Here is a 26,889-nt window from a genome sequence, read left to right as displayed (position 1 = left end):
CCATGGCAATGGGGCCGGTGTGAGTACGTGTCCCATTCCTCAAAGAAGACGCGGCCCGCTGTGGCGGCCTGTAGGCATCCGGCTCGTTCTCCCTTTTCGGACCCAAGGGACCACCCCTCCCTGGGTGCCACTTCCTACTGGCAGGCTCGGCGTTCTCAAATTCCGGGTGGCCAAAGCCGCACGGCGGCTTCTTTTGTTCGCGAGTGATGTGGGTAAGGCTGATTCGGAACGCCTTTAAAACCATGCAACAGGAAATGTGTGTCCTTGCGGTAACCCTCCGTTTCCCTGACCGGTATGGCCTCCCCCGCTTACCGCGGACGAGAGTTGAGGAAGCCCCGGCCCCCGAACAGGGGCGGCACCACGATCAGGGAGGCACCGTGCCCGTTGAACAGAAGGCCGGATGGGACGACATCCTGGTCAGGGACAACTTCCAGGACCAGGGGCAGACTCCCACACCCGACCCCATGTGGCGGTCCCCCGACCTCATCCCCTTCGGCAGCGACATCCTCGACTTCGACCTGCTGGAATCCAGCTACAACGGTCCCGACCTCGGGGTTCGCCACCCCATTGTGTACGGGGGGCTCAACCGCGTCTATGTGCGCGGAAAGAGCCTGAGAAGCGGCTGCCCCGCGTCCGGTCACGTCAGGCTCTACTACGCCGCCGGCGGACTGTTCCTGGATCCGCGGGCCTGGCATCCGATCTACGCGGAGAGCGGCGACCTCACCGTGCCGTTCGTCGCGCGCGGCGGCTCCAGGCAGATCGCTCCCGGACAGATCTGTGTCAGCGCGAACGCCTTCGTCCTACCGAACCGGCTGCCACCGGGCCACTACTGCATGATCGGCACGGTGGACACGCCCGCCCACCCCATGCCCCCGCGACTACCGGTCTTCAACTCCAACGTCGACTACGTCAACTGGGTCAAGAACAACCCCGATGTCTGCTGGCGCAACATCGACGTCATCCCGTGCGAGCAGCGAAGGTACGTCCTGACCAGCCTGACCATCGGGAACCTCAACGACACCCCGACCAAGTACGTCTTCGGCGTATCGGGAACCCACCTGCCCGACGGCACCGCCGTCTTCTCCAGCACCGACCAGCGGTTCCCGTTCGTTCTGCCGCCGGTACAGATCTACGCGCCCGGCGAGGACGAGGTGTACTCCCGCTCGATCACTCTGCCTCCCCACTATTCCGGGACGGTCACGGTGGTGGTCGAGTTCTCCCAGCCCCTTCCGTGTGACGCCACGCTCATGCTGCGCGCCTACAACCCGGTGACCAGCAGTCCCGGCACGCTCGAACACCGACTCGCCGTCCCCCTCACCGGCGCGCAGGAGGCCGCGGAGCCGGGTCGGTTCATTCTGCTCGGCGAGTACACCTTCGTCGCCTCACGAAGCGCTTCGTGACCTAGGTGGTCGAAGGCCGGGACGTGGGCGATATGCGCCCCCGGTCCCGCGGCCCCCGGGGACTTTCCCGGGGGCCGGCGCTTTCCGTCAGGTCAGGGGCAGTTCCGCCATGGCGTCCGCCAACTCTCCCGCAGTGTCCCCGGCGGCCCACACATGTCCGTCCGGGCGCATCAGCACGGCGGCCGTGGGCCAGGGCAGTTCGGTCTCGTACAGATGGAGGTCGGCGCTCATGGCCAGGTCCTTCATCGCCGGGCCGGCATCCTGGGCCAGCAGCACCGGGCGGCCCTCGCGCAACAGGTGCAGTTGTTCGCGGGTGGCCGGGAGGCGCCGGCCTGCCAGGGGATGGGCGCCCGGATAGCGCACGTCCAGCGCGGTCAGCGTGTCGGCCAGCGCGGTCGCCACGTCGGGATGGGTTCGCAGCAGATCGGCCATGAACCGGCGCAGGGACCGGCCCTCCTCGGTCGTGGCGGTGATCAGGGCGGTCTGGGCCTTGGTGTGCTCGCCCAGGGCCGCGCCGACGGGGTGGCGTTCCGAGTGGTAGGTGTCCAGCAGGGCCGCGTCCGCCCGGCCCCGCTGGACGGCGGCGAGCTTCCAGCCCAGGTTCATCGCGTCCTGCACTCCCACGTTCAGCCCGACGCCGCCCGCCGGGAAGTGCATGTGCGCGGCGTCGCCCGCCAGGAACACCCGGCCCCTCCGGTACTCCGCCGCGAGCCTGGTGGCGTTGCCGAAACGGGACAGCCACGCGGGGGAGTGCATGCCGAAGTCCGTGCCCGCGATCCGCTTCGTCGTCTCCCGCAGGGACTCCAGGGTCGGCGTGGGATCTGACGGGGCGTACCCGGTGACGCGGTAGAGCCCGCCAGGGATCGGGGCCACGATCAGCGCGCCGTGCTCGTTGTGCCAGAAGCCCAGCCGGTCTGGCGGGTCGTCCAGTTCGACGTCACCGAGGAAGCCGAAGACGGTCGAGTCGGTGCCGGGGAAGTCGATGCCCGCCGCCCGGCGCACGGTGCTGCCCGCCCCGTCCGCCCCGACCACGTGGTCCGCGGTGATCTCGTACTCGCCGTCCGGCCCGTCGACCCGCAGCGTCACGCCCTGTTCGTCCTGGCTCAGCCCGGACACCTGGTGCCCGCGCCGGATCACCACCCCGAGGGTCAGGGCGTGCTGTTCGAGCAGCTCCTCGGTGCGCAGTTGCGGGTGCGCGAGCAGGAACCGGAACGGCGTGGCCAGGCCGCGGAAGTCCAGGCGGGCGGGCAGCATGCCGAAATGCCCGTCCGGGACGGGCAGCCCGCCGTCGAGGAAGGCCCGCTCCTGCCCGCGCATCGCCAGCACCTCGATCGTGCGCGGGTGGACGGCCAGCGCCTTCGAGTGCGGGCTGCGCCGCTCGGCCCGTTCCAGGACCAGCGGCCGCCCGCCGCCCAGGGCCAGCTCCGCCGCCGTCCACAGCCCGGCCGGGCCCGCGCCGACCACGATGGTGTCGTGTGCGTTCAAAGACATGGGTGGAATTCCTTTTCAGAGTGGTTGGAGAGCGCGCTCCGGTGATCCGCCGGAGCCGTGCACGGGTGCGTGGACGCCTCGCGGGCGTTACATACTGGTGGTGCGGTTGCATTCGGATGAGAGGTGATCGAGATGGCGCCGGCGCGACAGATCAGTGGTCCGTGCGGGGAATGGCCCGAGAGCAGCGCCTTCATCCGTGAGGTGCTCGACCGCATCGGCGACAAATGGACGGTGCTGACCGTCAGCACTCTGGGCGCCGGCTCGCTGCGCTACTCCGACCTGCAGGCGAGCATCCCCGGGATCTCCCAGCGGATGCTGACCCAGACGCTCAAGCATCTGGAGCGCGACGGCCTGGTCACGCGGACCGCGTACGCCGAGGTCCCGCCGCGAGTGGAGTACGCGCTGACGGACCTGGGCCGGTCGCTGATCGACGCGGTGATGGCGATGGCCGACTGGGCCGTCGCCCACCACGGCGAGATCGCCGGCAACCGGGCCGCCAGCGAGCTGACCGGAGTAGGCCGGGCCAAGGCCGCGGTCAGCGCGCCGACGGGCTGAGCCGTCGGCGGCAGATCGGTCCGTTGTCTCGTGGACGGTGTGGACGCGGCACACCCCGGTGCCGGGATCGTGCGTCCGGGTCCGGCTCGACGGATCGTCTCATGATCTTGAACCGGCCTGCCGCCTTCTCCACCATCTTCCTCACCTCACTGGTAGTGCGTAACACCATCATGAGTGACTGAGAAAGGGCCTACAAAAGGCACTTTCAAGTGCGTGAGAAAGACGCCCTTCTCCTGGATCGATGCTCCGTGCCCGTCGAGCACGTGGTCGGGCAGCGCGAGGTGCGGTTCAAGGGGATTTGGGGAGCCAGCGGGTCAGGTGTGTTCTCGGCGTGGCCGCCGCGACGTGCCAGAGCTGGTTTTTGGGGTCCCATCTCGCCTTTACCAGGCGCTTCGCCTCGTCCTTCTCCTCGTAGGGAACGTTCAGGTAGAGGCGGCCGTCGACCACGTCGCCGGGGGAGATGCCGTTGTTCGAGGATCGGCGGGGCGCCGGGGGCCCGGGACGGGCGGGACGGTCCATGCGGGCGCGGTCGACGATGCGCCGTACCCGTTCGCACGCCGTCGGGTCGGTGATCCGCATCATCAGGTCGGTCGAGCCGCCGTGGGCCAGGAGGTTCAGGGAGCCGTGCCAGAGGACGGTGTCGTCGACGATCAGGACCTTCTCGTGCATGCGCTCGCGGGCCTCGATGCGGCAGCCGGCCGCCTGCATCGCCGCGACGAGGTCGGCGTCCTTCGTGCCGGGTTCCTGTCGCCGGGTGTGGACGGTGACGCGTGTGCCGTCGGCGATCCGCGGCGCGAGATGCCGGAGCCAGTACCGCACCGGGGCCGGGGCGAGGAAGGCGCAGTAGATGTCGATGCTCTGGCGGGCCTGCGCGATGTCCCATTCCACGGCGCGGGAGACCTCGTCGGCGGGGAAGAACGCGGGGCGCGCCAGTTCCTCGGGGGCCAGGCCGCCCAGGTCGGCGGCGCTGCGCACCGGGACGAGGTCCTCGACCGGGAGCCGCTGGGCGTGCTTCTCGAAGTGCGCGAGCATGCGGGCGGCCTCGCTCGTGCGGCTGAGCCCGCGGTGCATGAACTCGGTGTTGGCGACCAGGACGAGATGGTCCTGCGCGCGGCTCAGCGCGACGTTCAGCAGCCGGCAGGTGGCCGAGGCCAGCCCGAGGCCCTCGTAGAAGTAGCCGAGCCGGTCACCGGCTCCCGCGACGGTGTCGATCACCACCAGCGGACGCTGGCTTCCCTGGAAGCGGTGGACGGTGTCCACCACACCGTCGTAGGTCTCGCCGAAGCGGTGGGCGAGGCTCGTGTTCAGCGCCTTCTTCTGGTTCTTGTAAGGGCAGATGACGGCGAGCCGGTCGGCCGCCCCCTCCCCCTCGGCGAGCCCGGTGTGCTTGCGGGCGGGCAGCACGGTGTCGTACTGCAAGCCCCGGATCAGCTCGTGGATCACGGCTTCGTGGACGGCGTTGGTGGTGTGGGCGTTCCGCCTTCCCCGGTCCGGGACGCGGCTGGAGGTGTCGACGAGCACCAGCGGGCTCTCGATCAGTGGTGAGGACGGCAGCCGTGTCCCCTCCTCCCTGCCGGTCAGCAGCGGCGCGTCCGGATACGCGACCTCGTTCACCACGGCGCAGATCGCCCGGCGCATGCGGTACTGCTCGTTGAGCGCGACCATCCTGGTGTCGCCGACGCGGGCGCCGCCGTGCGGATCGACGAGCCCCGCGGCGTGGAACGCGTCCCGGTCCATCCACAGCCGCGAGTGCTCCTTGTCCTGGGGCGATGCCCCGCGGTTGTTCGAACCGCGTGTGACGGCGGGCAACTGCCGGAAGTCGCCGGCCAGCACGACCCGCTTGCGGGCCAGGCCCGCCGTGTACCAGGCGGACGGCAGGTTCACCATCCCGGCCTCGTCGATGACCACGACGTCGATCTCGTCCATCAGCCGGCGGGTCTGCACCGCCTTGGACACCGTCGTGCCCAGGATCCGGCAGCGGCTCCGCACGGTGTCCGCGATCCTCTGGAGTTCCTTGCGCAGATGGTCGAGCCGGTGCTGCAACCGGTCGGCGTCCTCGCGCAGCCGCGCGACCGGGGCCAGGCCCTCCACCCGGGCCAGGAGGCTCGGCAAGGCCGCTGTGATGGCGGCCAGCTCGGATTCGCAACGCTGGGAGTCCGCGCGGGCGGCTCCAAGCCGCTGCCGGCCGGTCTCCAAAGCATGGCGGTGGTGGTACAGATCGCTGTCGAGCGCGTCCAGCTTCGCCTGCTTGCGTTGAGCGAACATCCCGGACGGAGGCCCGATGCGGTCGATCTGCTCCCGGACCCGGGCGATCTGCGCGGCGGCGGTGTTCACCGCCGCCTCGGCGTCGAGGACGGACCGGTGGGCGGCCACCAGCCGCTGCCCGAGCTCCTGGCGCCCGTTGACGGCACGCGTCGCCTCGTCGTGGCGGGCGATGCCCGCGCGCACCCCCGCGAGTTCCGGCGTGATCTGTGCGATCTCGGCGTCCAACTCGCCCGTCAGCCTTTCGGCGATGCGGCCCCGGTCGATCTGCTCCCCGTACTTCGCGGCGAGGGACGCGACGGCGATGTCCCCGGCGCGCTGCACCAGCCCCGACCCGAATTCGGGTTCCCGGGCGAGCAGGTCGCACATCCGCAGCAGTGCCTGGTCGACCGCGACGTGCGTGGGCGCCAGGAAGAGCACGCGCAGGCCCTGCCGGTAACAGCCCTCCACGATGCTCGCGACCACGTCGGTCTTCCCGGTGCCCGGCGGCCCCCAGACGAAGGTCAGCTCGCTGTCGAGCGCCCGTTCCACGGCCTGCCGCTGCCGGGTGTTCAACCGGCGGTTCCGGTACCCCGGGACGAACCGCTCCGTGTCGGAGCAGCGGCCGATCTTCGGCTTGCCCTGGTCGACCAGCCACCCCGCGGCGGTGAGGTTCACCCCTGGCGCGCTGGTGCCCGTCTGCTCCAGCCGCTCGGCCAGCGCCACCAGGCCCGCGGTGTCGTCCTCGACCAGCTGCGCGTTCACCGGCTGGGCGCCAAGGTCGGCCTCCGTGGCCACCCGGATCCTCCCGTCCGGCGACCGGGTCGCCTCGGCGCGCTCCCACGGACCGCGGGACCGCGACGTCCGGATCAGCAGGTCCTTACTGCCGAAGGCTTCCTTCCATCCCTTGCAGAGGAACAGATACTCCCGCTCGGACCCCGACTGCTGGACGAGTCGACCGTCATGCAGGGACAATTTCTCCGCATTCGTCATGTCGTCGTGCAGGATGGCCTCGATCTCCAACCGCACCGCACGCTGCAAATGGGCTACGGGGTACGGCCCGGTCTGCTTCTCCGCCATCGATTCCTTCCGAACGCCGTGGAACCTGACGAGCGCGACCGAACCGCGCCTCGTGGAGCCTGAGCGGGGCACCCGCCCGAGTGTGCCGCGCAGTCGTTGCTTCCCCCAGAATGCCCCACTAGATAGGGTTTTGCTCGGTAGCGAACGGTTCGCAGTGTGCCAGAAGCGGTCCGCCATGCCGAGCCCCTTGACCGAGAGTTGATCTTGAGTCGAATGGGCGGCGCCGACTCGCCGATCGGGAGCGGCCGATGAGCGCGCGCAGCTCAGCGTGCCTGCCTCCAGCCGCCCTCGACGGATTGCGCCGTGCGGCCCGAGCCCGTGCAGACAAATCGTGCAAATAGGGATAATTGAGCAATTCGCGCTGACCGGACGTTCGTCCGGTGCCCACGCTCGTCGGACATCGCGGGGACGGCTGACTTCAGGGCCCAGCGATACTCACGGGCATGGGGAGCCACGGCGGAGGCGACCGGCTCCATCCCCTCGACTTGGCCACCGTCCGCGGGCCCGCCCCCGAGACCGCCCGGTCACCGCGCCCGGCTCAAGGCCCGCATTGGCCGATGAGCTACGGCCCCACGGCCCCCCCGCCGCCGCCGTTGGTCGACCGGTCCTCTAAAGGGCTCCTAGCCCGGTCGCCCAGGGAAAGCGGAAGCGTGCGCAGTGGCTTGCCGAGTACGGCCTGCTCGTCGGGGTGAGTTCGTCGCGTCGATCACGGCCACAGCCGAGTCGCCTGCCCCCCGGCGGGGGCAGGGGCGGAGGCGGGCATGCCCTCCCGGGGCGAGCGGGTCCGACGCGTCCGCCAACCTCGCCGGCAGTGGCATGCCGCCCCGAGACTTCAGCACGGTCGGGTAGGCATTCGTCGTGATCCGGTGCAGCCGGGTCTGCACCGAACCGCGCGTCCCGTCGCACTGCTCGCGAGCCTCCCCACACGCGCGGACACGCCTCCTGGACAAGGCCCACCGCCGCCACCGGCCGTTTCCTCTCCTCCAGGGACCCCGGCGACCATCGCTGAGTTCCGCACTCGGTCCCCTCGCGAGTCCGTACGGCGGCCTCCTGTGATCGCGCAATTGCCGGCATGGTCGGCGCTCTCCTGACCGTGATCTCCGTCCTGGCGGGATTTGCCGGTGAGGTCGAGGTGACGAGCCTCAAGATCGGGGCACTCGGCGCTGCGGCGATGGCGGGTGGAGGGGCGGCGTTGTGGACCATGCGATCTGACACCACTCGGTGTGATCCGCTGTCCCAATGGCTCCCTCAGCGGGCCCGGCGATCTCACACCCTGCGGATATGCGCCCCTCCATTGATGTCAGAAATGACCGTATTGAGGCGATTTCAAAGATCGCAATCTGTGCGACAAACGCCTATGGACGAGACTTGTCGGCCACGATTGGACAACGCTGAGTGTATGCGGTGTAAAGAGACCAAAGAGTAGGCAAAAATGAAGTAAAGCAATCGATCAACGCGTGAGTGATCGCATTGCGTGCGGGGGCGCACGGGAGGGCGATCAGGGGCTCACGTGCCGGCCATGGGGAGGCTGCAGGCGATGCTGGGGCTGTCATGGGAGACCACTGGCGGATGGGCGCTGTCGTTCGTGCTTTCGTGCCTGGCGGCCGCTGGTTGTCTGGAGCTTCGCTGCCGGGGCCAGCACAAGATGTTCGGCAAGGTCAGCCGCCCGTGGACCCTGGCGGTCATCGGGACCATCGGCGCGGCGGCCACGGTGCTGGGAAATGTCGCCGTGCTCATGCCTCACCCCTTGTGGGGGGCGGGAGCGTCACTGACGGCGGTCGGGGCACTGCTCGGCGGTGAGATCAGGCGGGGTGTCCAGGTCAGGCAGATCACTGAGTCGGCGCCGACGCAGACCATGATGATCGCCAGTGTCGGCATCGCCTACCTGCTGTTTCGGTTCGAACGATCGTTGGCGGATGACGATGTGTCATGGGCCGGGCGCTGCTTCAAGGACCCGGAGTGGCTGGATGGCGAGCGCGACCCCGAGGAGATCATCGCGGCGACGAGGTTCTTCTGCCAGCGACTGCGCAAGCAGGTCGCGGGCGGAGAGAGTCCGGATGAGCGCAGGCGCGAACTGCAGCGTCTGAGCGATCACATCCACGATCTGGTCGGCGTCGCCGCGCTGTGCGAGGACACCGGCGACCGTGCGTCCGAGAGGGTGCTGCGGGCCCTGGAACTGCATGGACTGCTGGGCGGCCAGGGCTATGAGGATCGGGCCAGGCGGGAGGATCTGACCGAGCTGCGAGGACGGTTGCTCTCGGATGCGATGGGCGAGATCCAACGGATCCTCACCTGTGCTCTGCGCTGGGGGTACAAGCCCGGGCTGTTCACGGGGGTGCCGCTGAGCTCCACGGGCCCCGACAGGGTGTGACCGGTCCCCCCCGGCGTCCCGGCGGCTTCCCGGGAGCTGCCGGGACCTCAGAACAGCCGGCCGACCGGCTGGCGGTCACCCTTCGGCAGGGGCAGAGTCGAGTCGTGCAGAGGGTGCATCCGCACCTCCAGGCGGGCTCCCAGAGCCGTCACCACGGTCTCCAGGGTTCGTAACGTGACGTTCTCCTCGCCCGAGAGGATCTGGGTCACCCGGCCCGGGGAGACGCTCATCTCGTCCGCGAGTTGGGATCGCTTGATTCCGTTCTTGCGCATGAACCAGGCGATCTCATTCATCACGGCGCTGGCCAGGCAAGTCTCGCTTTCTGCGGGAGCGCGGACGTCACCTGCGCCTTCGCGCCGACCATAAAAGACCATGGCGCACCACCCCTTCCCTTACTCGGGATCTACGTTAAGTTTAGCTTTCCCTAAAGCTCTTGGTCAAAACTACGGGCAGTGACTTCGATGGCATGATGGATTGACCAGGTCGAATAAAAGGATCAAGATAAGGAGCAAAATGGCCCGCAACCAGCCACAATGCGGCCTCGTGGTTTCGCTGTAGGTGAGCCGATTGGCTCCCCAGGTGGGTACTCCTGGCCTGAAATGGCCAATCGGCGGTGTCGGATTTGGTCGTGAGAGTCCGATGGCCTGGGGCGGTTGCGACCGGAGAGGCTACGTGACGTCTACGGACCATTTGTTAAGAGAAGCAAGTTAATGCGCCTTTCATGGCTTCTTGTCCGATATGCACCGCTTTGAGATTCCGCATCGGCAAGGTGTGCTCGGAGGCGCCGGCCCTGGGGCCACCGACCGAGCAGCAGGCCGTCGTCTCCCCGCTCGCCGATGTCGGCGAGGGAGCCGACGGAGCGCACCACGTAGGCCGTCGAGTTGGAGACTCGGCAAGACCAGGACCGCCTCCCGCCGCATGTTCCGCGTGGCGGAGTATGCGGCAAGTGAGGACACGCTTTGCGGCCTTCCGGGGGTTGGGCCACCGGGCGGGCTGTTTTGGGGATCACACACCGTTGCCAACCGCTACGGAGGGGCTCAGTGTGCCGCGTCCAGTTTGGCGCGCTGCTCCCCGGTCAGCTCCAGGTCCACGGCCGCCAGACTCTCCTCCAGTTGCGCCACCGAGGACGCCCCGACCAGGGGGATGACCGGTATCTCGCCGCCGATGAGCCAGGACAGCACCACCTGGTTGGGGGTCGCCCCGGTTTCCTCGGCCACCTGGTGTAGGGCCGCGAGGCGGGCGGGTGTGCCCGCGTGGTCGAAGCCGGCGTCCAGGGGTTTGTCCTGGCGTACGTAGGCACCGCCCAGCAGCGGGGAGTAGGCGACCAGCGCGAGGCCGGGCTCGGCCCGCACATAGCTGAGCAGGTCACCAGAGGCTATGCCGAACTCCCCGTCTGGGGAGCGCCTGCCGGGTAGGTCGCCCCGCCGCCGCAGGTAGCTGTGGTGGTACTGGAGGATCTCGTAGCCGGGCAGGCCGGCGGCGGCGGCCAGGTTCCTGGCCCGCTCCACGCTCCACGCCCAGTGGTTGCTGGCGCCCAGCAGGCCGACCGTGCCGGCTGCGACCAGTTCGCCGAACGCCTCAACGATCTCCTGCCATGGCGCGTCCGGAAACCCGATGTGCGCATACAACAGGTCCAGCTTCTCCACGCCGAGGCGCTCGCGGCTGGCGGCCGAAGCCTCCCGGATCACCTTGGCGTTCACCCCCTCGACGCCGTCTGAGGGGACCAGCCCGCTGGTGGAGCCGGTCGGCTTGGTGGTGGCGGTCGGCCGGCCGCCGAGCTTGGTGGCGATGGTGATCTCCTCGCCGACCCCGCGGCTGCGCCGCCAGCGGCCGAGCAGCGCCTCGCTCTCCCCGCCCTGGCTGCCGGTGTTCCAGTACGCGTAGTTGTTCGCGGTGTCGATGAACGTGCCGCCCGCATCGACATACCGATCGAGAATCGCGAACGACGTCGCCTCGTCGGTGGTCGTGCCGAACAACATCGCGCCGAGACTGAGCACGCTCACCTCGCGCCGTGTCGCCGGGTCAGCGCCGATAGTGCGGTATTGCACCCCAGGTCCTCTCATTTAGACCAGTCAGTGGCAGCGTCAACGGCACTTCCGCAACGCGCTCTGCGCTACCGCGCCCCGGGCCGCCCAAACCAGAGTCCTGAGCAGTGTTAACAATCCAGTTTTGAGGTCGAGTAGCCCAGGATTGTGTGCGGTGAATATGTGATCGGGGTGTATATGTGAGGCACGGCATGCGCCCAGATGTCGCCGTATACGGTGCCCCGAATCCCGATACCCGTTGGCTTGACGGCTTCGCCGTCGTGCCGGTGTGAACGGGCGGTTTCGTTGGGTCAATGTCAGCTGCGGCAGCAGGAGAACTGACCCGATCCTATGGTGACCAGTAGCGCCACGGCGGCCGCCACCATACAAGGCTCTTCGTTGCCAAGCGGTGCGGCTCCGAGATCCCCAGCATGCGACAGCGCATGGATCTGGCTCGATGGCCAGAGAACGCAACGGTCTTCATGTTGATGATCGTCACGTAGGCGCACAGCGGTGGCGTAGAAGATTCCTGTTCATATTCGCTCACCTGGGCCGGCGGGTCTCAGCATCGCCCGGACCGCGCTCGGTACCTGCCCTGTGTGCTGCCGGAACACACGGGTCAGGTGGGCCTGGTCGGCGAAGCCGTAGGTGGCGGCCAGCGTCCGCAGTGAGGAGTGTCCGCCGGCGAGGTCTTCGGCCACGGCGCGGACCCGTAGCTGGTTGCGGTAGCGGTTGAGGGTCTGCCCGGTGACTTGGTGGAACACCCTGCTGAGGTGGAAGGGGGAGCAGCCCACCTGGCGGCCGAGTTCCTCCAGGCTCACCGTCAGCGGCCCGTCGATCAGCACCGCCCGCGTGTGGTCGACCAGCCTGCGGTGCGCCTGGACGGTGGCGGCGCGCCGCCCGGTCCGTGCCGGAGTGTGCGGGGTGGGGACTGTGGTGAGCAGGTGATGCACCCGCTCGGCGACCTCGAAGCCGTCAATCCCTGCCCGGCAGGCGGAGACCAGCCGCCGGTGGGCCAGGTCGAGCGCGGCGGTAACCGGTACGACAGGATTCTGGGCCGGTGGCAGGAGGTCACCGCAGACGTCGCCGTACACGTCCAGGCCGAGATCGAGCATCGTGCTGATGTCGCGGGTGTGGGCCGGGTGGGCGAAGGCCACCTCATCGCCCTGGCGGAGCACGAATCCTGTGACCGGGTCGGTGAACTCCTCGCGGCCGTTGACCCGCGCCAGGAACCCGCCGGATCGGACCAACAGCATCCGCGTGACCCCGGCCTTCGGCCCGGAGACCAAGACCGGCGGACGAAACGACCGCCGATCGTCACAACAGGTGATCTCGACAATGTCGAGGGACGAACCCTCCGCCAGAGGACGTCTGATTCTTGGCCCGCCACCCAGCGTCTCCCGACAGACTGCGGCCACCCGCCCCAGACCCTCGATCACCTCGGCGCCCCCCACAGATTCACACAGCAAGGGCCCACTCAGCCGTATTCCCCCGCGGCACCACTCACCCGCCGACTTGCGATTGAGCATCGACGTGATGACTTTCCCGGTATGCAGCCGCCGAAATCGTCCCAAGCGGGGGCGGCCTTCCTCGTAAAGGCGCATGAAGGATGGCGCGGAGTCGCGCGAGTAGTTCCTGCTCGCGTGCCAAGCGGTCCTTCGAGGCGGTTCGGTTGGGCTGGGATACAGGCCGGACGGTCGGGCCGCCGAGCGGGGACGGGCGGTCTCAGCTGTAGGCCGTGATCGGGGGGAGGGCGCCGGTGAGGAGGAAGGTGCCGAGTTCGTGTGCCTTGTAGGCGACGGGGTCGTGCACGGTGAGGGTGCGGGCGTCGCGCCAGAACCGGTCGAGGCCGGTCGAGCGGGTCGTCGCGCGGGCGCCGGTGAACTCGAAGATCCGGCTCGTGGCCTCCGTGGCGAGCCGGGTGGACACCACCTTCGCGGCGGAGGCGGTCAGGGCGGCCCGGCCCCGCTCGGCGGCGGTGAGGCCGGGACCGCGGGCGTCGGCTTCCGCGAAGGCGCGGGTCGCGTCGTCGGCCAGGAGGCGGGCCGCGTGGAGGGTGGCGGCGAGTTCTCCGTACCCGGCGCGGACGTGCGGGTCGTCGACGGCCCGGTCGAGGCCGCTGGCGGGCCACGGGCGTGACCGCTCGCGTGTGTACCGGGCGGCCTCGTCCAGCGCTCCCTCGGCGATGCCGACGAGGACCTGGGTGAGCACCGCCTGGAAGGCCAGCGGGACCAGTGACAGCCGGAGCCAGCGCGGGCTCGACTCGTCCTCGCCGGCCGGAAAGGTGCCCAGCACGTCGCCATGGCCGACCCGGACGTCGTGGAGGACGATGCTGCCGCTGGCGGTCAGGCGCTGGCCCAGGTTGTCCCAGTCCGGGGGGTGGGAGACCCCGTCCGCGCCACCGCGGACCACCGCGACGAGGCGGGACGCGCGGTCCTCGCGGACCGCGCTGATCAGCAGCCGGTCCGCGACCGCGCACCCCGTGGCGAACGCGCCCCGGCCGGAGATCGACAGGGCGTCGCCGGACGCGGCGGCCGTGAGGGTGTCGCGCGGGTTGCTGACCGCGGCCACGAAGTGCGTGCCGGTGGCGGCCTCCCGCCACAGGGAGCGGGCCAGGTCGGCGTTGTCGTACAGCGCGGCCCGCCACAGGTGCAGGTAGTGGTAGCCGAGGAGGTGGCCGATCGAGGCGTCGCCCGCCGCGACGATCCGGGTGACCGCGTGCGTGGTGCGGTGGTCGTCCGGGGCGAGGGCGAGGAGGCCGCTGCCGCGCAGCAGGTCGATCTCGGCGCGGGGCGGCCGGTTGGCGCGGTCGCGGGCGACGGCGTCCGCGCGCAGCCGGTCGGCGACGGCGCGGGCGGCCGCGAGTGCTTCCGCCGGGTTCATCGGGGGTCTCCCATCGCGGGGCGCCGGAGCCGGCGATGCAGCACGAGCACGACCGCGGGCAGCAGCAGGCACTGGGCGGCGACGGCCGCCCAGAATCCGGGGAGCAGGTCGGCGGACTCGAACGCCTGGTACGTTCCGCCGCCGACGAGCCCGCTCAGGGACGCGCCGGTGCCCTCGGCCAGCCGCTGGTGCCCGAAGACGACCGCCGGTGAGCGGGGGGTGCGGGCGAGCGCCTCAAGAACGTTCTTGAGGAAGAGGACCGAGTTCCCGGCGGCGATGACGGCGATCCCGGCGGCGATCGAGATCTCGTTCCCGCCGGTGAAGGCGAGCGCGCCGGCGGCAAGGCCACCGAAGCCGAGCGCCATCGCGTACTCGTACCGCATCCGCTCGACCCGGCCCGTGATCAGTGGTTGCAGCACGACGAGCAGCAGCGAGTAGCCCATCATGGCGGATCCGTAGAACATCGTGGGCACCCGGCCCTCCGCGTAGGAAGAGAGGTACTGGTAGAAGTTCATGTGCAGGTAGATGGTCAGGGCGGTGACCGCGAACGGCAGGGCCGCGAGGCCCCCCAGCGCCCGGCGCAGCGGCTCGATCACCTCGCGGTCGTCGCGGGCCTCGCGGGGCAGCAGGGCGTGCGCGATCGTGAGCGCCGCGTGCAGCGCGACGGCGACGGCGAACATCCCGCCCGGGTCGTGGATGAACACGGCCCCCACCACCGGCCCGAGCGCGACCCCGACGTTGCCGGTGGCGTAGCTCGCCGACACCAGCCGCGGCCGCTCGTCCGGGCCCGCGCCGTGCACCACGTAGCCGCGGACGCTCGGCGAGTACAGCGCGGTCGCCGCCGACCGGAGGAAGAGCGCGGCGATCGTCACCGCCGGCCAGGCTCCGCCGGCGAGGAAGCCCAGCGATCCGAGCGTTTGCAGCGCCATCGCCAGCAGCAGGGACCGCTGGAGCCCGAGGCGTTCCGCGAGCGCCGCGCCGGGCAGCCCCCCGGCGAACTGGACGAGCGTGGCCAGCCCGAGCACGACACCGACCTGGTCCATGCCGAGGCCCATCCGGTCGCGGAGCAGCACCGCGAGGTAGGGGTACACCGAGAAGCTGATGAGGTTGACGAGCAGCCCGCTCCCGAGCAGCGCGGTCTGGACGCCGGTGAACGAGCGGGCACCGCCCGGTGTCACCTCGGCCGTGCCTTGGCGCCCCGGACGATCAGGCGGGTGGCGCCCGCGTCGTACGGGCCGCCGTCCAGGGTGCCGAAGCACTCGACGTCCTCGAACCCGGCCTGGACGAACATGGCGCGCAACTCGGCGGCGCTGTAGACGTAGCAGGTGAGCGAGGTGTGCTCGGCCCTGTCGCCCCGGACGAGCGTCCAGTCGGTGCGGTAGCGGGCCCAGTCGTCCAGGATCGTGTCGCGCATGACCACCATGCCGCCGCGCACGTCGACGACCTTCGGGGTGCCGGCCCAGGACGCGTACGTCTCCTTGCTCAACAGGTCCACGATCAGATGACCGCCCGGGGCGAGGGAGCGGTGGGCGTTGCGCAGGACCCGCAGGTTGTCCTCGTGGTCGTCGAAGTAGCCGAAGGAGGTGTACATGTTCACCACGACGTCGTAGGCGTCCGGCGCCACGTGTTCGCGCACGTCCGCCCGCACGAGCGTCGCCTTCACCCCGGCGGCGGCGCACGCGGCCGCCGCGCGTTCGAGCAGTTCGGGATGGAGGTCCACGCCGGTCACGCGGTGGCCGTGGCGGGCCAGCGGCTCGGTGAAGAAGCCGACGCCGCAGCACTGGTCGAGCACGCGGCTTCCCGGGGGGAACGCGAACAGGGGCGAGGAGGCCACCACCTCGGCGGCGGCGCGCGCCCGCTCGGGTGTGAAGAGGACCTCCGAAAAGCCCGACCACAGGTGCATGTCCTCGTACCAGTTCACGGTCTCCTCCGATCCGGATCGGGTGGGAAAGCGGCTCGGGGCGTCACCCCGAGGCCGGGCGCCTTGCCGAGGACGATCCGCCCGTCCTCCAGGCCGAGCCCGCGGAAGGGCGGTTCGCGCAGGTAGAGATGGCCGTCGAGGTCGATGTGGTCGGCCAGCGGCGCGAGCAGCGCGGCCTGGCTGATGGCGAGCTCCGACTCGCACATGCAGCTGAGCAGGACCGTGAGCCCGGCCCGGCGGGCCGCCTCCATGACCCGCCGGGCGCCCCGGACGCCGCCGGCCTTGCACAGCTTGACGACGACGCCGTCGGAGTGCCGCCCGGCGGCGTGGACGCTGGCCACGTCGGTGCATCCCTCGTCGAGGACGACCGGGAGCCGGCCGGGGACCTCCCGGTACCGGTGGTAGTCGTCGATCGCCGCCCGGGGGAAGGGCTGCTCGATGAGCTGGATGCCGAGCGCGCGCAGCCGGGGCGTGAGGGCGCGGGCGAGGTCGAGATCCCATGCCTCGTTCGCGTCGATGCGTATCGGCAGCGGGGTCGCCCGCCGGACGGCCGCAAGGACCTCGATGTCGTCGGAGCCGCCGACCTTCACCTTGAACGCGCCCACCGGCGGCGCGTCCCGGACCGCCCGCGCCGCCTCGCCGGGGCTCGCGATCCCGATCGTGTACACGGTCGGTCCGATCTCGCGGGGCGTGCCGAGCACGTTCCAGGTCGGCCGCCGGGCGGCCTTGCCGATCCAGTCGTGCAGCGCGCCGTCGAGGGCCATCCGGGCGCCCGCGGGCGCGTCCCACCGCTCGACCCGGTCGAGGGCCGCGCGCGGATCGCCCAGGTCGTGGCCGAGCAGGTCCGGCCCGCCGGACTCGATCGCCCGCGCGACATCCTCCGCGGTGACCCCGTCGTACTCGACGGGTGTGCCCTCTCCGTAGGCGACGACGCCGCCGTGCGTGAGGGCGACCACGCAGGTGTCGACGGAGTCGATCTCACCGCGGGAGCTTCGCACGGTCTCGGTCAGCCGTAACGACACGCGGTGGACGGACAGGCTCAGATCCATGACGGCCCTTTCCAGATGTCGGAGGAGGCGGGAACCAGCCGGACGCCGGAGGCGACCTACTGCACAGGGCAACCGGCCGATTGTGGAGGGGACTGCGATGGAGTGGTTCGAGGACGAGGCGCTGTGGGCCGACTTCACGGACGTGCTGTTCTCCGCCGAGCGCGCCGCCGAGGCCGAGACGCGGGCCGCCTCGTCGCCGCTGCTGCGGGTGGCGCCCGGGACCAGGGTGCTCGACCTCGGATGCGGGCCGGGAACCTACACGGTGCCCCTGGCCCGCCGGGGAGCGGAGGTCACGGGTGTGGACCTCAGCGCGGCGCTGCTCGACCGCGCCTCGACGGCCGCGTCCGAGGCCGGCACCGAGGTCCGGCTCGTCCGGGCGGACATGCGCGAGTTCGCCGAGGCCGACCGGTTCGACCTGGTGATCAGCATGTACACCTCGTTCGGCCTGTTCGACGACCACGAGGAGAACATGCGGGTGCTGCGCAACGCGCGGACCTGCCTGGCGCCCGGCGGCCGGCTCCTGATCGACCTGTACGGCAAGGAGGTCATGGCCCGGGACGGGGCCCGACCGAAGATCCTCGACGTCGAGGGCGGCACGCTCATCGTGCGCGGGACGGTCCTCGACGACTGGACCCGCTTCCGGGACGACTTCTACCTCGTGCGGGACGGCCGGGTGCGGCAGGCGTCCATCGTCCACCACCTCTACAGCGCCGTCGAGCTCAAGCGGATGCTCGCCGAGGCGGGCTTCACCGGCGTCGAGTGCTTCGGCGGGTTCGACGCCGAGCCCTACGACCACCGCGCGCGGCGGCTGATCGTGCGGGGCGTCCGGGCCTAGCACGCGGGACGCGTCTCGACGCGCAGGGCGGCCGCCGCGGCGACGGCGCGGTGTGTGGCGATCTCCGCCGTCGGCCCCTCGGCGAGCAGGATCCCGGCGTGGCCGCGCCCGTCGGTGACGTGCGCGATGTCCGCGCCGATCTCCTTGGTCGGATACCACTCCGTCCGCCCCGGATAGCGGGCGACGTCGTCGAGGCCGTGCACGGCGACCAGCTCCCCGGCCCGATCCGGGTAGGCCAGGACGAACGCCACGGCCGGTCCGCCGCCCAGGGGCGCGTCGAGCAGTCGCGGGCGTCGCCCGAGCGCGGGGTCGACCAGCCCCTCGTAGACGTTGGCGTTCAGGGCACGGCACATCGACTCGCCGACGAGCGCGCCGCCGATGCGCGGGTTCACCTCGATCAGGCGCGGCCCGTCGGCGGTCATGGCCAGCTCGACGTGGGCGAACCGGTCGGTGTAGCCGAGCACCGCCAGCAGCTCGGAGAGCCACCTCTCGATCTCGCGGGCGTCGCCGGGCGGCAGCGCCACCGGGAACGCGGTGACGTCCTCGCGGAACCAGGGCTGCGGCGACATGAGGCGGCTCGACAGCCCCAGCAGCCGGGTGCGCCCGGCCCAGGTGAGCGTCTCGGCGCTGTACACCGGCCCGGCGAGGAACGGCTCCGCGAACAGCCGTCCGAACAGCGTCGCCTCCGCGGCCTCGCGGCGGAGGCGGGCGAGGTCGCCGGCGTCGCGGACGAGCCACACGTTCCGGCTGCTGGTGCCCGCCGTGTCCTTGACGATGGCGGGGAGCCCCACGGCCGCGGCGAGCCGGTCGAGGTCCAGCGCGGACGCGTCGTCCACCGCGAACGGCGCGAACGGGCTCAGGCCCTTGCGGTGGAGGAGGTCGCGGACCTCGAACTTGTCGCGCACCAGCCGGATGACCGCCGGGTCGATGCCGGGCAGGCCGAGTTCGGCGGCGAGTTCGGCGCCCGTGACGCCCCAGGTGTCGGTGGAGCTGATCAGACCCTGGAGGCCCTCGATGGCGTTCAGGGCCTCGGCGACCGCCCGGCGGTCGCCGGTGTCAACGGGAACGACCTCGATCGTCCCGGGCGGCAGCGTGGCGAGCTCGTGCAGGTACAGCGACTCGACGCCGGTCAGCAGCACCAGTCGCTCGCCGGTGCCGCGGGCGGCCCGCGCGAGGTGGGCGAGTCCGAAGGAGAGCATCTCAAGGCAGGCGATGGTCACCATCAGTATGTCGGCCCGATGGCCCGGATGGTTCCCGGCCGTCGTCACATCGTGGGCGTCGCCGAGAGCAGCAGGCGCGTGTAGGGGTGCCGAGGGTCGGTGGTCACGTCCGCGGTCGGGCCCTGTTCGACGATCCGGCCGCGCGACATGACCGCGATCCGGTCCGCGAGCTGGGCGACCACCGCGAGGTCGTGGGCGATGAACAGGCAGCCGAAGTCGAGCCGGTCCCGCAGGTCGCAGAGCAGGTTCAGCACCTTCGCCTGGACCGACACGTCGAGCGCGGTGACCGGCTCGTCGCAGACCAGCAGGCGCGGCTCCAGGGCCAGCGCGCGGGCGATCGCCACCCGCTGCTGCTGCCCGCCCGACAGCTGCCCGCGACGGCGGGCCCCGACCTGCGGGTCGAGTTCGACCAGCTCCAGCAGCTCGCTCACCCGCGCGGCCCGGGACCGGGCATCGCCGACGCGGTGGATGGCCAGCGGCTCGGTGAGGGCCTGGCGTACGGTCTGCCGCGGGCTGAGCGACAGGTAGGGGTCCTGGAACACCATCTGGACCTGCCGCCGGTGGGCCCGCAGCGCCTTGCCCCGGAGCGCCCGCACGTCCACTCCGGCGACGCGAACCGTTCCCGCGCTGGGCCGGTGCAGGCCGGTGACGACGCGGGCCAGCGTCGACTTGCCGCAGCCGGACTCGCCGACCAGTCCGACGATCTCGCCCGCCGCGACCCGCAGCGTGACGTCCTCGATCACGGTCGTGCCGGCACGGCCGTAGCCCGCGCTGACGCCCTCGATCTCTAGCATGGCCCGTCCGCGGTCGTGGAGGTGCTCGGATGGCGCAGGCACGCCGACCGGCGCGCGGCCGAGCCGGCCAACGGCTCCAGCGCCGGGCCGACCAGCGGTTCCAGCGTCGGCGGCACGGTCGTGCAGGCCGGTACCGCGAGCGCGCAGCGCGGCGCGAACCCGCACCCCGGCGTGTCGTCCGGGCCGATCCCGGCCCGGCCCGGCATGGTGCGGAACCGGGTGCCCGGTGCCGCGCCGGGACGCGGCACGGCGTCCAGCAGGCCGCGGGTGTAGGGGTGGTCGGGGGCCTTGATCAGCTCCTCCAGCGGCCCCGACTCCACGATCCGTCCGCCGTACAGGACGGCCACGCTGTCGGCGAGGCGCGCCACCACCGCCAGGTCGTGGCTGACGATGACCATGGCCATGTCCAGTTCGTCCCGGAGGCGGGCCAGCAGTTCGAGCAGCTGCGCCTGGACGGTCACGTCGAGCGCGGACGTGGGTTCGTCCGCGATCAGCAACTCCGGTTCCCCCGCGAGCGCCATGGCGATCTGCGCCCGCTGCCGCATGCCGCCGGAGAGCTCGTGCGGGAACCGGCGGGCGACCGGTGCGGGGTCCGGCAGACCGGCCGTGGCCAGCAGCTCCTCGGTCACCCGGCGGGTCGCGCCGCGCCGTCCGCCCCGGCCCGCGTTCCGGACCGCCTCGTCGATGTGCGCGCCGATCGTCCGCAGCGGGTTGAGCGCGGCGGCGCTGTCCTGGAAGACCACGCCGACCCGGCGCCGGTCCCGGGGATCGGGTCCGAGCGGCTCGCGGGTGCCGAGCGTCACGGCCCCCGTGACCGCCGCCCGCGGGTCCAGCAGGCCGAACGGCGCCAGCGCGGCCGTGGTCTTCCCGCTTCCGGTCTCGCCGACGAGCGCCAGCACCTGCCCGCGCCGCACCTCGTAGGAGATGCCGGCCGCGACCCGGCGCGGCCCGCCCTCGCCCGGGTACGCGACGGACAGGTCCCGCACCACCAGCACAGAGTCCTGGGTGACGGACGGTTCCGCGACCACGGTCGTTCCCGCCGCGGCCTTCGGGCGCGCCGTCCGCCGGATCCGTCCGGGAAGGGCCAGCCGGAGGAGCGACGGCCGCTCCTCGCCCGCCGCGAGCCGCTCGCCGAGCAGGTTGCTGGCGAAGACCACCGCCGTGACGGCGATGCCGGGCGGGTAGGCCAGCCACCACGCGGAGTCCAGGAACGGCTGCCCCTCGATGAGCATCTGGCCCCATTCGGCGTGCGGCGGCGCGACACCGAGGCCGAGGAAGCTCAGCGTGGCGACGCCGAGGACGATCATGCCGACGTCCGTGCTGGCGTAGACCAGGCACGGCGCCAGCGCCGGCGGCAGGAGGTGCCGGCCGATGACGCGCACGCGGCCCGCCCCGAGCAGCCGCAGCGCGTCCATGTGGGGGCTGTCGCGCATCCCGGCGACGCGGGCGCGGGCGATCCGCGCGTAGGGCGCCCACGACCACAGCGACAGGGCCAGGACGAGGCTCTGCACGCCGGGCCCGCGCGCACCGATCACCGCCAGCGCGACCAGCATGCCGGGCAGCGACACCACGACGTCGATCACCCGGGCGACGCCCCAGTCGACCCATCCGCCCAGGTAACCGGCGGTGGCCCCGACGACGGCGCCGGTGGCGAGCGAGATCGCCAGCACCGCCGCCGTGATCGTGATGGAGATCCGCGCGCCGTGCAGGAGCCGGCTGAGCTGGTCGCGGCCGAGCTGGTCCGTGCCCAGCGGGTACTCCCGCGACGGCGGTCGCAGCGAGGCGGCGAGGTCGCCGACGTTCGGGTCGGCCGGAGCCAGCAGCGGCGCCAGCGCGCCCGCGACCGCGAACAGGACCAGGGGGACCGCGATCAGCGCGGTGCGCGTCCCCGGTCGGCGGAGCATGCCGTTCATCTCGTCCACCGCCGCCGGGAGCGGGGGTCGATGAGCCCCTGCACGAGATCCGCGCACCGGTTGGTCAGGATGAACCCGCCGCCCATCACGAGCACGGCGGCTTGCAGCGCCGGCACGTCGCGGGAACCGGCCGCGTGCACGAGGTAGGACCCGAGGCCGGGCCAGCCGAAGACCTCCTCCACCACGACCGTGCCGACGAGCAGGCCGCCGATGCCGAACGCGGCGACCGAGAGGATCGGCCCCGCCGCGTTCGGCAGCCCGTCGCGGAGCACGATCGACAGCGTCCCGCTGCCCCGGGCCTGCGCCGCCCGCACGTACGGCCTGTCCAGGGCCTCGCGCAGCGTGACCGCCACGACCCGGCTGAGCACACCGGCGGTCGGCATGGCGAGCACCGCGATCGGCATGACCCACGTCTCCGGCCCGGCCATGCCCGAGGTCGGCACCAGCCCCAGTCGCAGGGCGAACACCAGCACCAGCAGGTAGCTCAGCCAGAACACCGGCACCGAGGTCAGCAGCAGCGCACCGGCCCGCAGCGCGCCGCGCAGGACGCCGCGCGGGAGCAGCGCCCCCGCCACCCCCACGGCCAGGCCGGCCAGGATGCCGACCACCGCGGAACCCGCGACCAGCCCGAGCGTGACACCGAGCCTGTCGGCGACCTCGGGCCCCACGGGCAGGTCCGTCCGCAGCGACAGCCCGAAGTCGCCGGTGCACGCGTGGGCGAGCCAGCGCAGGTACCGGATCGGGGCGGGGGCGTCGAGGCCGAGTTCGACGCGGACGGCCTCGACCTGCTCGCGGGTGGCCGGGCGCCCGGCCCGCGTCGCGGCGAGCACCGACGCGGGGTCGCCGCGGGCGAACAGGACCAGCGCGAAGGTGCCCACCGTCATCGCCAGCAGCACGCCGGCGGTGTCGAGGGCCCAGCGGGCGGCGTACCGGCCCCCGGTGGTCAGCCGGTCGGGCGCCTTCACCGGACGGTGACCCCGGCGACCCCGAGGTCGAGGTCGGTGGGCGGCACCGCGAAGCCCTTCACCGCGTCCCGGACGGCCCACAGCCGCTTCCGGTAGACCAGCGGCACGAACCCGGCGTCGGCGGCGAGCACGGCGTAGAGCCTCTGGTAGGCGGCGGCGCGGGAGGCGGCGTCGCGGGCGAACACGGCCCGGTCGACCGCGGCCTTGGTGGCCGGGGTGGCCCAGAGCGGCCCGCGCGCGTCGGTGGTGAACATGGACACGACCGAGCCGGACGGGTCGTAGGGCGCGCCGAGCCCCTCGAAGAACGTGAGGTCCCAGTCGTCCTCCGCCCGCTCGTCGTAGTAGGAGGCCGCGTCGACCTGGGCGATCCGCACGGTGATGCCGACCTGCTTGAGGGCGGCGACGACGGCGGCGGCCATGGACCGGGGGTCGAGCTGCCCCTGCGCCGGTGTCGAGGGGATGAGCAGCTTCAGGGAGAGCGGCTTGCCGTCCTTGACCCGGGTGCCGCCGTTGAGTGTGTATCCGGCGGCGTCCAGCGTCCGGCGGGCGGCGGCCTGGTCGAAGTAGAGCGGGAGGTCGGTGCCGGAGTCGGGCACCTCCGGCGGGAACACCCGGCGCGCGGGCTCGGCGTAGCCCATGAACAGCGCCTTGCTCAGGGACGCGGTGTCGATGGCCTGGCGGACGGCCTCGCGGACGGCCTTGTCCCCGGCCGGGCCCTTCGGCTGGAAGCCGAGCATGATCGAGACGTCCGGCGCGCCGGTGAGCAGCCTGACGTTGGCGCGCCTGCTCAGCGCCCTGGCCTCCACCGGCGTGATGGCGGACAGGTAGGAGCCGCCGATGAGGTCGAGTTCGCGGTTGGCGAGCGCGTCCACCCGCGCCTGGGAACTGGGGATGACCTTGAACTCCAGCCGCCGCAACCGGGGCTTGGCACCCCAGTAGCCGTCGTTGCGGGCCAGCGTCGCCCCCTTGGCCGAGTTCGACACCAGCTTCCACGGCCCGGTGCCGACCGGGGTCTGGAACCTCCCTGCGGCGTTCGCGGACTTCGGGCTGAGCAACCGCACCGGCCGGACGATCGACAGCTCCTGCAACAGCGGCTCGTAGGGCTCCGACAGCGTCAGCCGGACCGTGTCGGCGTTCGGAGTGTCAACGGAAGAGATGATCTGTGAGGCCCGGAAGAAGCTGAACTTCTTGTTGCCGACCCACCGGTCGAAGTTCCACTTGACGGCGGCGGAGTCGAGCGGCGTCCCGTCGGTGAACCGGACGTTGTCGCGCAGGTCGAACGTCACCTGCCTGCCGTCCTCGGCCACCCGCCACGACTCCGCGAGCCCCGGTTCGAGCCTTCCGCCCGCGGCGTAGGTGACGAGCGGCTCGTAGATCGCGTCGATCATCAGGAAGTTGCCGGTGAAGGCGTGCGGGTCCAGGGCGCCGGACTCCTCGCTCAAGCCGATGCGCAGCACCGGGCTCGTGGAGGCGCCGCTACTGGCACCGCCACCACACGCGCTGACCAGCGTCAACGACGCGACAAGCGCCGCGATTGGACGAAGTCGTGACAAGGCTCCTCCAAGCGGACGGTGCACCAGGCGGTCACCCGCCGCAGAGGTAGTCGGCGGGAGCGCGGGTCCGGTTCCCGCGACATCGGTCGGCCTGTCGCCGGGGGAACCAATTCGATCTCGCGCGCGACCTCTTCCAAGACCGGTCAGCACATCGACAGGGACACACCTGCCGCCCGCATGACGGCACGACCCGAGGGACGACCGCCCATGCCATTCCTGGTCCCGCCCGCCATCTCCACGACCGTCCACGACCACATCACCGACGGGATCCGGGCGCCGAGCCTGATCCGGCTCTCCGACAACGTGGTGCTCATCCGCTTCGAGACCCTGAAGATCTACGCGGCCCTCGGCGCGGTGCGGGCCCTGCTCGCCGACGGCACGGTGCGGCCCGGTGACACGCTCGTCGACAGTTCGAGCGGCATCTACGCGCTGGCCCTGGCGATGGTCTGCCACCGCTACGGCCTGCGCTGCCACATCGTCGCCTCGACCACGGTCACCTCGACGATCCGGGTCCAACTGGAGATCCTCGGCGCGACCGTCGACCAGATGCCCGCCGAGTCCGACCTGCGCCTCGACCAGGGCCGCCGGGTCGACCGGATACACCAGCTGCTGCGGGCCGGCACCGGCATGCACTGGATGCGCCAGTACCACGACCCGGTGCACCGCCTCGGGTACGCCGAACTCGCCGACCTGGTACGCCTCGCGCTGCCGGACACGCGCCTCGCCGTGGTGGCCAGTGTCGGGACGGGAGCGTCCAGCGCGGGCCTGATCCAGCCGCTGCGCCTGCACGACCCGTCGACCCCGCTCGTCGGGGTCCAGCCGTTCGGCAGCGTGAGCTTCGGCAGCGAACGGTTCCAGGACCCGGAGGCGATCATCGCGGGCATCGGCAGCGCGATCCCGTTCGGCAACGTCCGTCCCGAACTCTACGACCAGATGCACTGGCTGAGCTTCCAGCACGCCATGGCCGGCACGATCGGCCTGATGCGCGCGCACGCCGTCTTCGCGGGCCTGTCGACCGGCGCCGCCTACCTGGTCGCGGCGCAGGAGGCACGCCGCCATCCCGAGCGCACGCTCCTCGTGATCGGCGCGGACACCGGCCACCGGTACGTGGAGAAGGTCTTCGCCCGGCACCGGGAGGCGCTCGACCCGGACACGCTGAAACCGACCGAAATAGGTTCCCTGGACGAGCTGGCACCGCCCTGGTCCGCGATGGCCTGGGGCCGCCGCCGCCACCCGGGTGCATGACGGCGGCCGACGCCTGCGCGCGATCAGACCGCTCGTCGCTAATTCGGATATGTCAAAAATCCCCTGGAACGGCCGACGAATTCCCCCGCCCGGGTATAGCCAGAGCGCTTTCGAGGCGATCCCGGGACGGGAAACCGCAGGCCCCTCCCGGGGCGGCCGTGGGTCGAGCGCACCGCGATCCTGCTTGAGACCAGGTTGTGGATGTGGCCGGAGTGAACTTAACGACAAACGCATCGATCGACGTGTCCTGGGAATAATGACGCCAATCGGGAATTATGTAAGAATCCACGCATCATGGAGCTGTGGTCGGTAGTGCGGCTGGTGCGCGCGGCGACGTTCGCCGCGACGTGCGCCGGTCTCGCGGCCGGCGGCCACCTGGCCGCGGGCGGGGCGGTCGAACCGCTCGTCCTGGCCATCGGCTTCGCCGCGATGTTCGTCCCGGCCCTGCTACTGACCCGCCGGGAACGCTCGATCGGCACGATCCTGCCCGCCGTCGCCCTCTGCCAGGTGGTTCTGCACCTCCTCCTGTCAGGGAGTTCCCCGGCCCACGGCATGACCACCACCGCGGACGGCATGACCGCGCACGGCATGTCCGCCGCGTCGGACGGTTCGCCCGGCCTCAGCATGCTGCTGGCGCACGCGATCGCCGTGCTGATCACCTCGTGGTGGCTGGAACGCGGCGAGGCGGGCCTGTGCGCCCTGGTCCGCTGCGTGGCCACCTGGGCGCTGCGCTCCCTGACCTGGCTGCGGCCCACCGTCGTGCACGGCCCCGCGTGGATCAGATCCGTTTTCAGAGGGCGCCACCCTCGTCCCGCCCAGGCGCTGAAGCACGCCATGGTGCGGAGAGGGCCTCCAGCGGGGCACGTCGCCCTCGTCTGAACACCGCCAGATCCTTCAGCGCCCATGCACATCGGGTGCTCGCGTCTCTGAGCTCACCGACAGATCTGTGTGACGACAAGGACGAGGCCGACTCCGCCACCGGATGACCTTGTGCCATCCGGGCGTAAGCCGCTCCCCACTCTTCTTGGAGTCGTCGATGTTGCGCTTGCTCTCGCTCCATTGTGACGGAACGTCACTTAAAATCTACAGACCGTCCCCGCCCTCGGCTGCGCGCCGAACCATCGCTCCCGACGGCGATGCCCCGTCCGGCGTCAAGTCCGGACGAGCCACGATCGTCGACCTCCCCGCCCCTGATCATGACGTGATCACTGTGGACCGGGCCAACACCCCCGCCCCGGTCAAGGCGCTGACCTGAACCCATGGCCGAGGACCTTGGTCGGGGCAGGCGGCAGGACGAGCGCTCTGAGGAGCACGTGCCGGGTGGCATGTCACATGGCTCAAGGGCCGAG

20 protein-coding genes are annotated in these 26,889 nt (G+C 71.2%); 6 read left to right on the top strand and 14 right to left on the bottom strand.

From position 1 onward, the window contains the following. The first annotated feature begins 377 nt into the window (after positions 1-377). Entirely contained in the window at positions 378-1,400 is a 1,023-nt protein-coding gene (locus tag GNZ18_RS02720) for a hypothetical protein (protein ID WP_156214448.1), read from the top strand. A gap of 87 nt (positions 1,401-1,487) precedes the next feature. Here the strand turns inward: GNZ18_RS02720 and GNZ18_RS02715 are convergent, their stop codons facing one another. Next, positions 1,488-2,891 carry an FAD-dependent monooxygenase gene (locus GNZ18_RS02715; RefSeq protein ID WP_156214447.1) on the bottom strand — a complete coding sequence of 468 codons (1,404 nt, stop codon included), beginning with the start codon at positions 2,889-2,891 and terminating at the stop codon, positions 1,488-1,490. A gap of 132 nt (positions 2,892-3,023) precedes the next feature. Here GNZ18_RS02715 and GNZ18_RS02710 point away from each other — a divergent pair, with 132 nt between their 5' ends. Next, positions 3,024-3,446, top strand: a complete 423-nt coding sequence (locus GNZ18_RS02710; protein ID WP_156214446.1) for a winged helix-turn-helix transcriptional regulator — start codon at positions 3,024-3,026, stop codon at positions 3,444-3,446. A gap of 288 nt (positions 3,447-3,734) precedes the next feature. On the opposite strand, the gene GNZ18_RS02705 is transcribed toward GNZ18_RS02710, so the two are convergent. Next, the gene (locus tag GNZ18_RS02705; RefSeq protein WP_216651130.1) at positions 3,735-6,767 is read right to left on the bottom strand and encodes an AAA domain-containing protein; all 3,033 of its coding nucleotides are present in this window, start codon (positions 6,765-6,767) and stop codon (positions 3,735-3,737) included. 1,519 nt (positions 6,768-8,286) lie between these two features. Between GNZ18_RS02705 and GNZ18_RS02700 the strand changes: the two genes are divergently transcribed. Further along, positions 8,287-9,138, top strand: a complete 852-nt coding sequence (locus GNZ18_RS02700; RefSeq protein ID WP_156214445.1) for a hypothetical protein — start codon at positions 8,287-8,289, stop codon at positions 9,136-9,138. 47 nt (positions 9,139-9,185) lie between these two features. On the opposite strand, the gene GNZ18_RS02695 is transcribed toward GNZ18_RS02700, so the two are convergent. The 7 genes from GNZ18_RS02695 to GNZ18_RS02665 form a co-directional block, all read right to left on the bottom strand. Next, the gene (locus tag GNZ18_RS02695; protein WP_156214444.1) at positions 9,186-9,512 is read right to left on the bottom strand and encodes a helix-turn-helix domain-containing protein; all 327 of its coding nucleotides are present in this window, start codon (positions 9,510-9,512) and stop codon (positions 9,186-9,188) included. A gap of 663 nt (positions 9,513-10,175) precedes the next feature. Then, complete coding sequence (locus GNZ18_RS02690; protein WP_376766256.1) at positions 10,176-11,186, bottom strand: aldo/keto reductase; 1,011 nt, start codon at positions 11,184-11,186, stop codon at positions 10,176-10,178. A 509-nt stretch (positions 11,187-11,695) separates the two neighbouring features. After that, positions 11,696-12,418: a helix-turn-helix transcriptional regulator gene (locus tag GNZ18_RS02685; protein WP_173390619.1), complete on the bottom strand. Its 723-nt coding sequence runs from the start codon at positions 12,416-12,418 to the stop codon at positions 11,696-11,698. Between the two features lie 469 nt (positions 12,419-12,887). After that, on the bottom strand, positions 12,888-14,045 hold the full coding sequence (locus GNZ18_RS02680) for an acyl-CoA dehydrogenase family protein (protein WP_156214441.1): 1,158 nt from the start codon (positions 14,043-14,045) through the stop codon (positions 12,888-12,890). Beyond that, entirely contained in the window at positions 14,042-15,223 is a 1,182-nt protein-coding gene (locus GNZ18_RS02675; protein ID WP_216651129.1) for an MFS transporter, read from the bottom strand. The genes GNZ18_RS02680 and GNZ18_RS02675 overlap by 4 nt, the downstream gene beginning before the upstream one ends. Next, a complete protein-coding gene (locus tag GNZ18_RS02670) occupies positions 15,220-15,966 on the bottom strand; it encodes a class I SAM-dependent methyltransferase (RefSeq protein ID WP_312874264.1) in 747 nt (248 codons plus the stop codon). Before GNZ18_RS02670 ends, GNZ18_RS02675 begins: the two co-directional genes overlap by 4 nt. After that, the gene (locus GNZ18_RS02665) at positions 15,963-17,015 is read right to left on the bottom strand and encodes an enolase C-terminal domain-like protein (protein ID WP_156214440.1); all 1,053 of its coding nucleotides are present in this window, start codon (positions 17,013-17,015) and stop codon (positions 15,963-15,965) included. Before GNZ18_RS02665 ends, GNZ18_RS02670 begins: the two co-directional genes overlap by 4 nt. A 97-nt stretch (positions 17,016-17,112) precedes the next feature. Here GNZ18_RS02665 and GNZ18_RS02660 point away from each other — a divergent pair, with 97 nt between their 5' ends. Further along, positions 17,113-17,850, top strand: coding sequence for a class I SAM-dependent methyltransferase (locus GNZ18_RS02660; protein WP_156214439.1), 738 nt, complete (start codon positions 17,113-17,115; stop codon positions 17,848-17,850). On the opposite strand, the gene GNZ18_RS02655 is transcribed toward GNZ18_RS02660, so the two are convergent. The 5 genes from GNZ18_RS02655 to GNZ18_RS02640 form a co-directional block, all read right to left on the bottom strand. Next, positions 17,847-19,049: an ATP-grasp domain-containing protein gene (locus GNZ18_RS02655; protein WP_216651128.1), complete on the bottom strand. Its 1,203-nt coding sequence runs from the start codon at positions 19,047-19,049 to the stop codon at positions 17,847-17,849. The two genes, GNZ18_RS02660 and GNZ18_RS02655, sit on opposite strands and share 4 nt — an antisense overlap. A 65-nt stretch (positions 19,050-19,114) precedes the next feature. Beyond that, positions 19,115-19,864: an ABC transporter ATP-binding protein gene (locus GNZ18_RS40705; protein ID WP_173390618.1), complete on the bottom strand. Its 750-nt coding sequence runs from the start codon at positions 19,862-19,864 to the stop codon at positions 19,115-19,117. Further along, positions 19,858-21,768, bottom strand: coding sequence for a dipeptide/oligopeptide/nickel ABC transporter permease/ATP-binding protein (locus GNZ18_RS40700; RefSeq protein ID WP_173390617.1), 1,911 nt, complete (start codon positions 21,766-21,768; stop codon positions 19,858-19,860). The genes GNZ18_RS40705 and GNZ18_RS40700 overlap by 7 nt, the downstream gene beginning before the upstream one ends. Positions 21,769-21,773: 5 nt before the next feature. Continuing rightward, positions 21,774-22,742, bottom strand: coding sequence for an ABC transporter permease (locus tag GNZ18_RS02645; RefSeq protein ID WP_156214437.1), 969 nt, complete (start codon positions 22,740-22,742; stop codon positions 21,774-21,776). Then, positions 22,739-24,199, bottom strand: coding sequence for an ABC transporter substrate-binding protein (locus GNZ18_RS02640; protein WP_156214436.1), 1,461 nt, complete (start codon positions 24,197-24,199; stop codon positions 22,739-22,741). The genes GNZ18_RS02645 and GNZ18_RS02640 overlap by 4 nt, the downstream gene beginning before the upstream one ends. Positions 24,200-24,502: 303 nt before the next feature. Here GNZ18_RS02640 and GNZ18_RS02635 point away from each other — a divergent pair, with 303 nt between their 5' ends. Both GNZ18_RS02635 and GNZ18_RS02630 read left to right on the top strand, forming a co-directional pair. Next, positions 24,503-25,540, top strand: a complete 1,038-nt coding sequence (locus GNZ18_RS02635) for a pyridoxal-phosphate dependent enzyme (protein WP_156214435.1) — start codon at positions 24,503-24,505, stop codon at positions 25,538-25,540. A 294-nt stretch (positions 25,541-25,834) separates the two neighbouring features. After that, on the top strand, positions 25,835-26,419 hold the full coding sequence (locus GNZ18_RS02630) for an MFS transporter (protein ID WP_156214434.1): 585 nt from the start codon (positions 25,835-25,837) through the stop codon (positions 26,417-26,419). Positions 26,420-26,889 lie beyond the last annotated feature (470 nt).

The sequence above is a fragment of the Actinomadura litoris genome (genome assembly GCF_009733595.1).
Lineage (GTDB): Bacteria > Actinomycetota > Actinomycetes > Streptosporangiales > Streptosporangiaceae > Spirillospora > Spirillospora litoris.
The sequence above is the reverse complement of the archived record's forward strand: the minus strand, read 5'-3'. Positions and strand labels throughout refer to the sequence as shown.

Bases quoted from the DNA above. Each gene is read 5' to 3' on its own strand.
- GNZ18_RS02655 (WP_216651128.1), bottom strand. From the start codon at position 19,049: ATGCTCTCCTTCGGACTCGCCCACCTCGCGCGGGCCGCCCGCGGCACC.
- GNZ18_RS02705 (WP_216651130.1), bottom strand. From the start codon at position 6,767: ATGGCGGAGAAGCAGACCGGGCCGTACCCCGTAGCCCATTTGCAGCGT.
- GNZ18_RS40700 (WP_173390617.1), bottom strand. From the start codon at position 21,768: ATGCTCCGCCGACCGGGGACGCGCACCGCGCTGATCGCGGTCCCCCTG.
- GNZ18_RS02630 (WP_156214434.1), top strand. From the start codon at position 25,835: ATGGAGCTGTGGTCGGTAGTGCGGCTGGTGCGCGCGGCGACGTTCGCC.
- GNZ18_RS02695 (WP_156214444.1), bottom strand. From the start codon at position 9,512: ATGGTCTTTTATGGTCGGCGCGAAGGCGCAGGTGACGTCCGCGCTCCC.
- GNZ18_RS02680 (WP_156214441.1), bottom strand. From the start codon at position 14,045: ATGAACCCGGCGGAAGCACTCGCGGCCGCCCGCGCCGTCGCCGACCGG.
- GNZ18_RS02660 (WP_156214439.1), top strand. From the start codon at position 17,113: ATGGAGTGGTTCGAGGACGAGGCGCTGTGGGCCGACTTCACGGACGTG.
- GNZ18_RS02700 (WP_156214445.1), top strand. From the start codon at position 8,287: ATGGGGAGGCTGCAGGCGATGCTGGGGCTGTCATGGGAGACCACTGGC.
- GNZ18_RS02715 (WP_156214447.1), bottom strand. From the start codon at position 2,891: ATGTCTTTGAACGCACACGACACCATCGTGGTCGGCGCGGGCCCGGCC.
- GNZ18_RS40705 (WP_173390618.1), bottom strand. From the start codon at position 19,864: ATGCTAGAGATCGAGGGCGTCAGCGCGGGCTACGGCCGTGCCGGCACG.
- GNZ18_RS02710 (WP_156214446.1), top strand. From the start codon at position 3,024: ATGGCGCCGGCGCGACAGATCAGTGGTCCGTGCGGGGAATGGCCCGAG.
- GNZ18_RS02635 (WP_156214435.1), top strand. From the start codon at position 24,503: ATGCCATTCCTGGTCCCGCCCGCCATCTCCACGACCGTCCACGACCAC.
- GNZ18_RS02685 (WP_173390619.1), bottom strand. From the start codon at position 12,418: ATGCTGTTGGTCCGATCCGGCGGGTTCCTGGCGCGGGTCAACGGCCGC.
- GNZ18_RS02665 (WP_156214440.1), bottom strand. From the start codon at position 17,015: ATGGATCTGAGCCTGTCCGTCCACCGCGTGTCGTTACGGCTGACCGAG.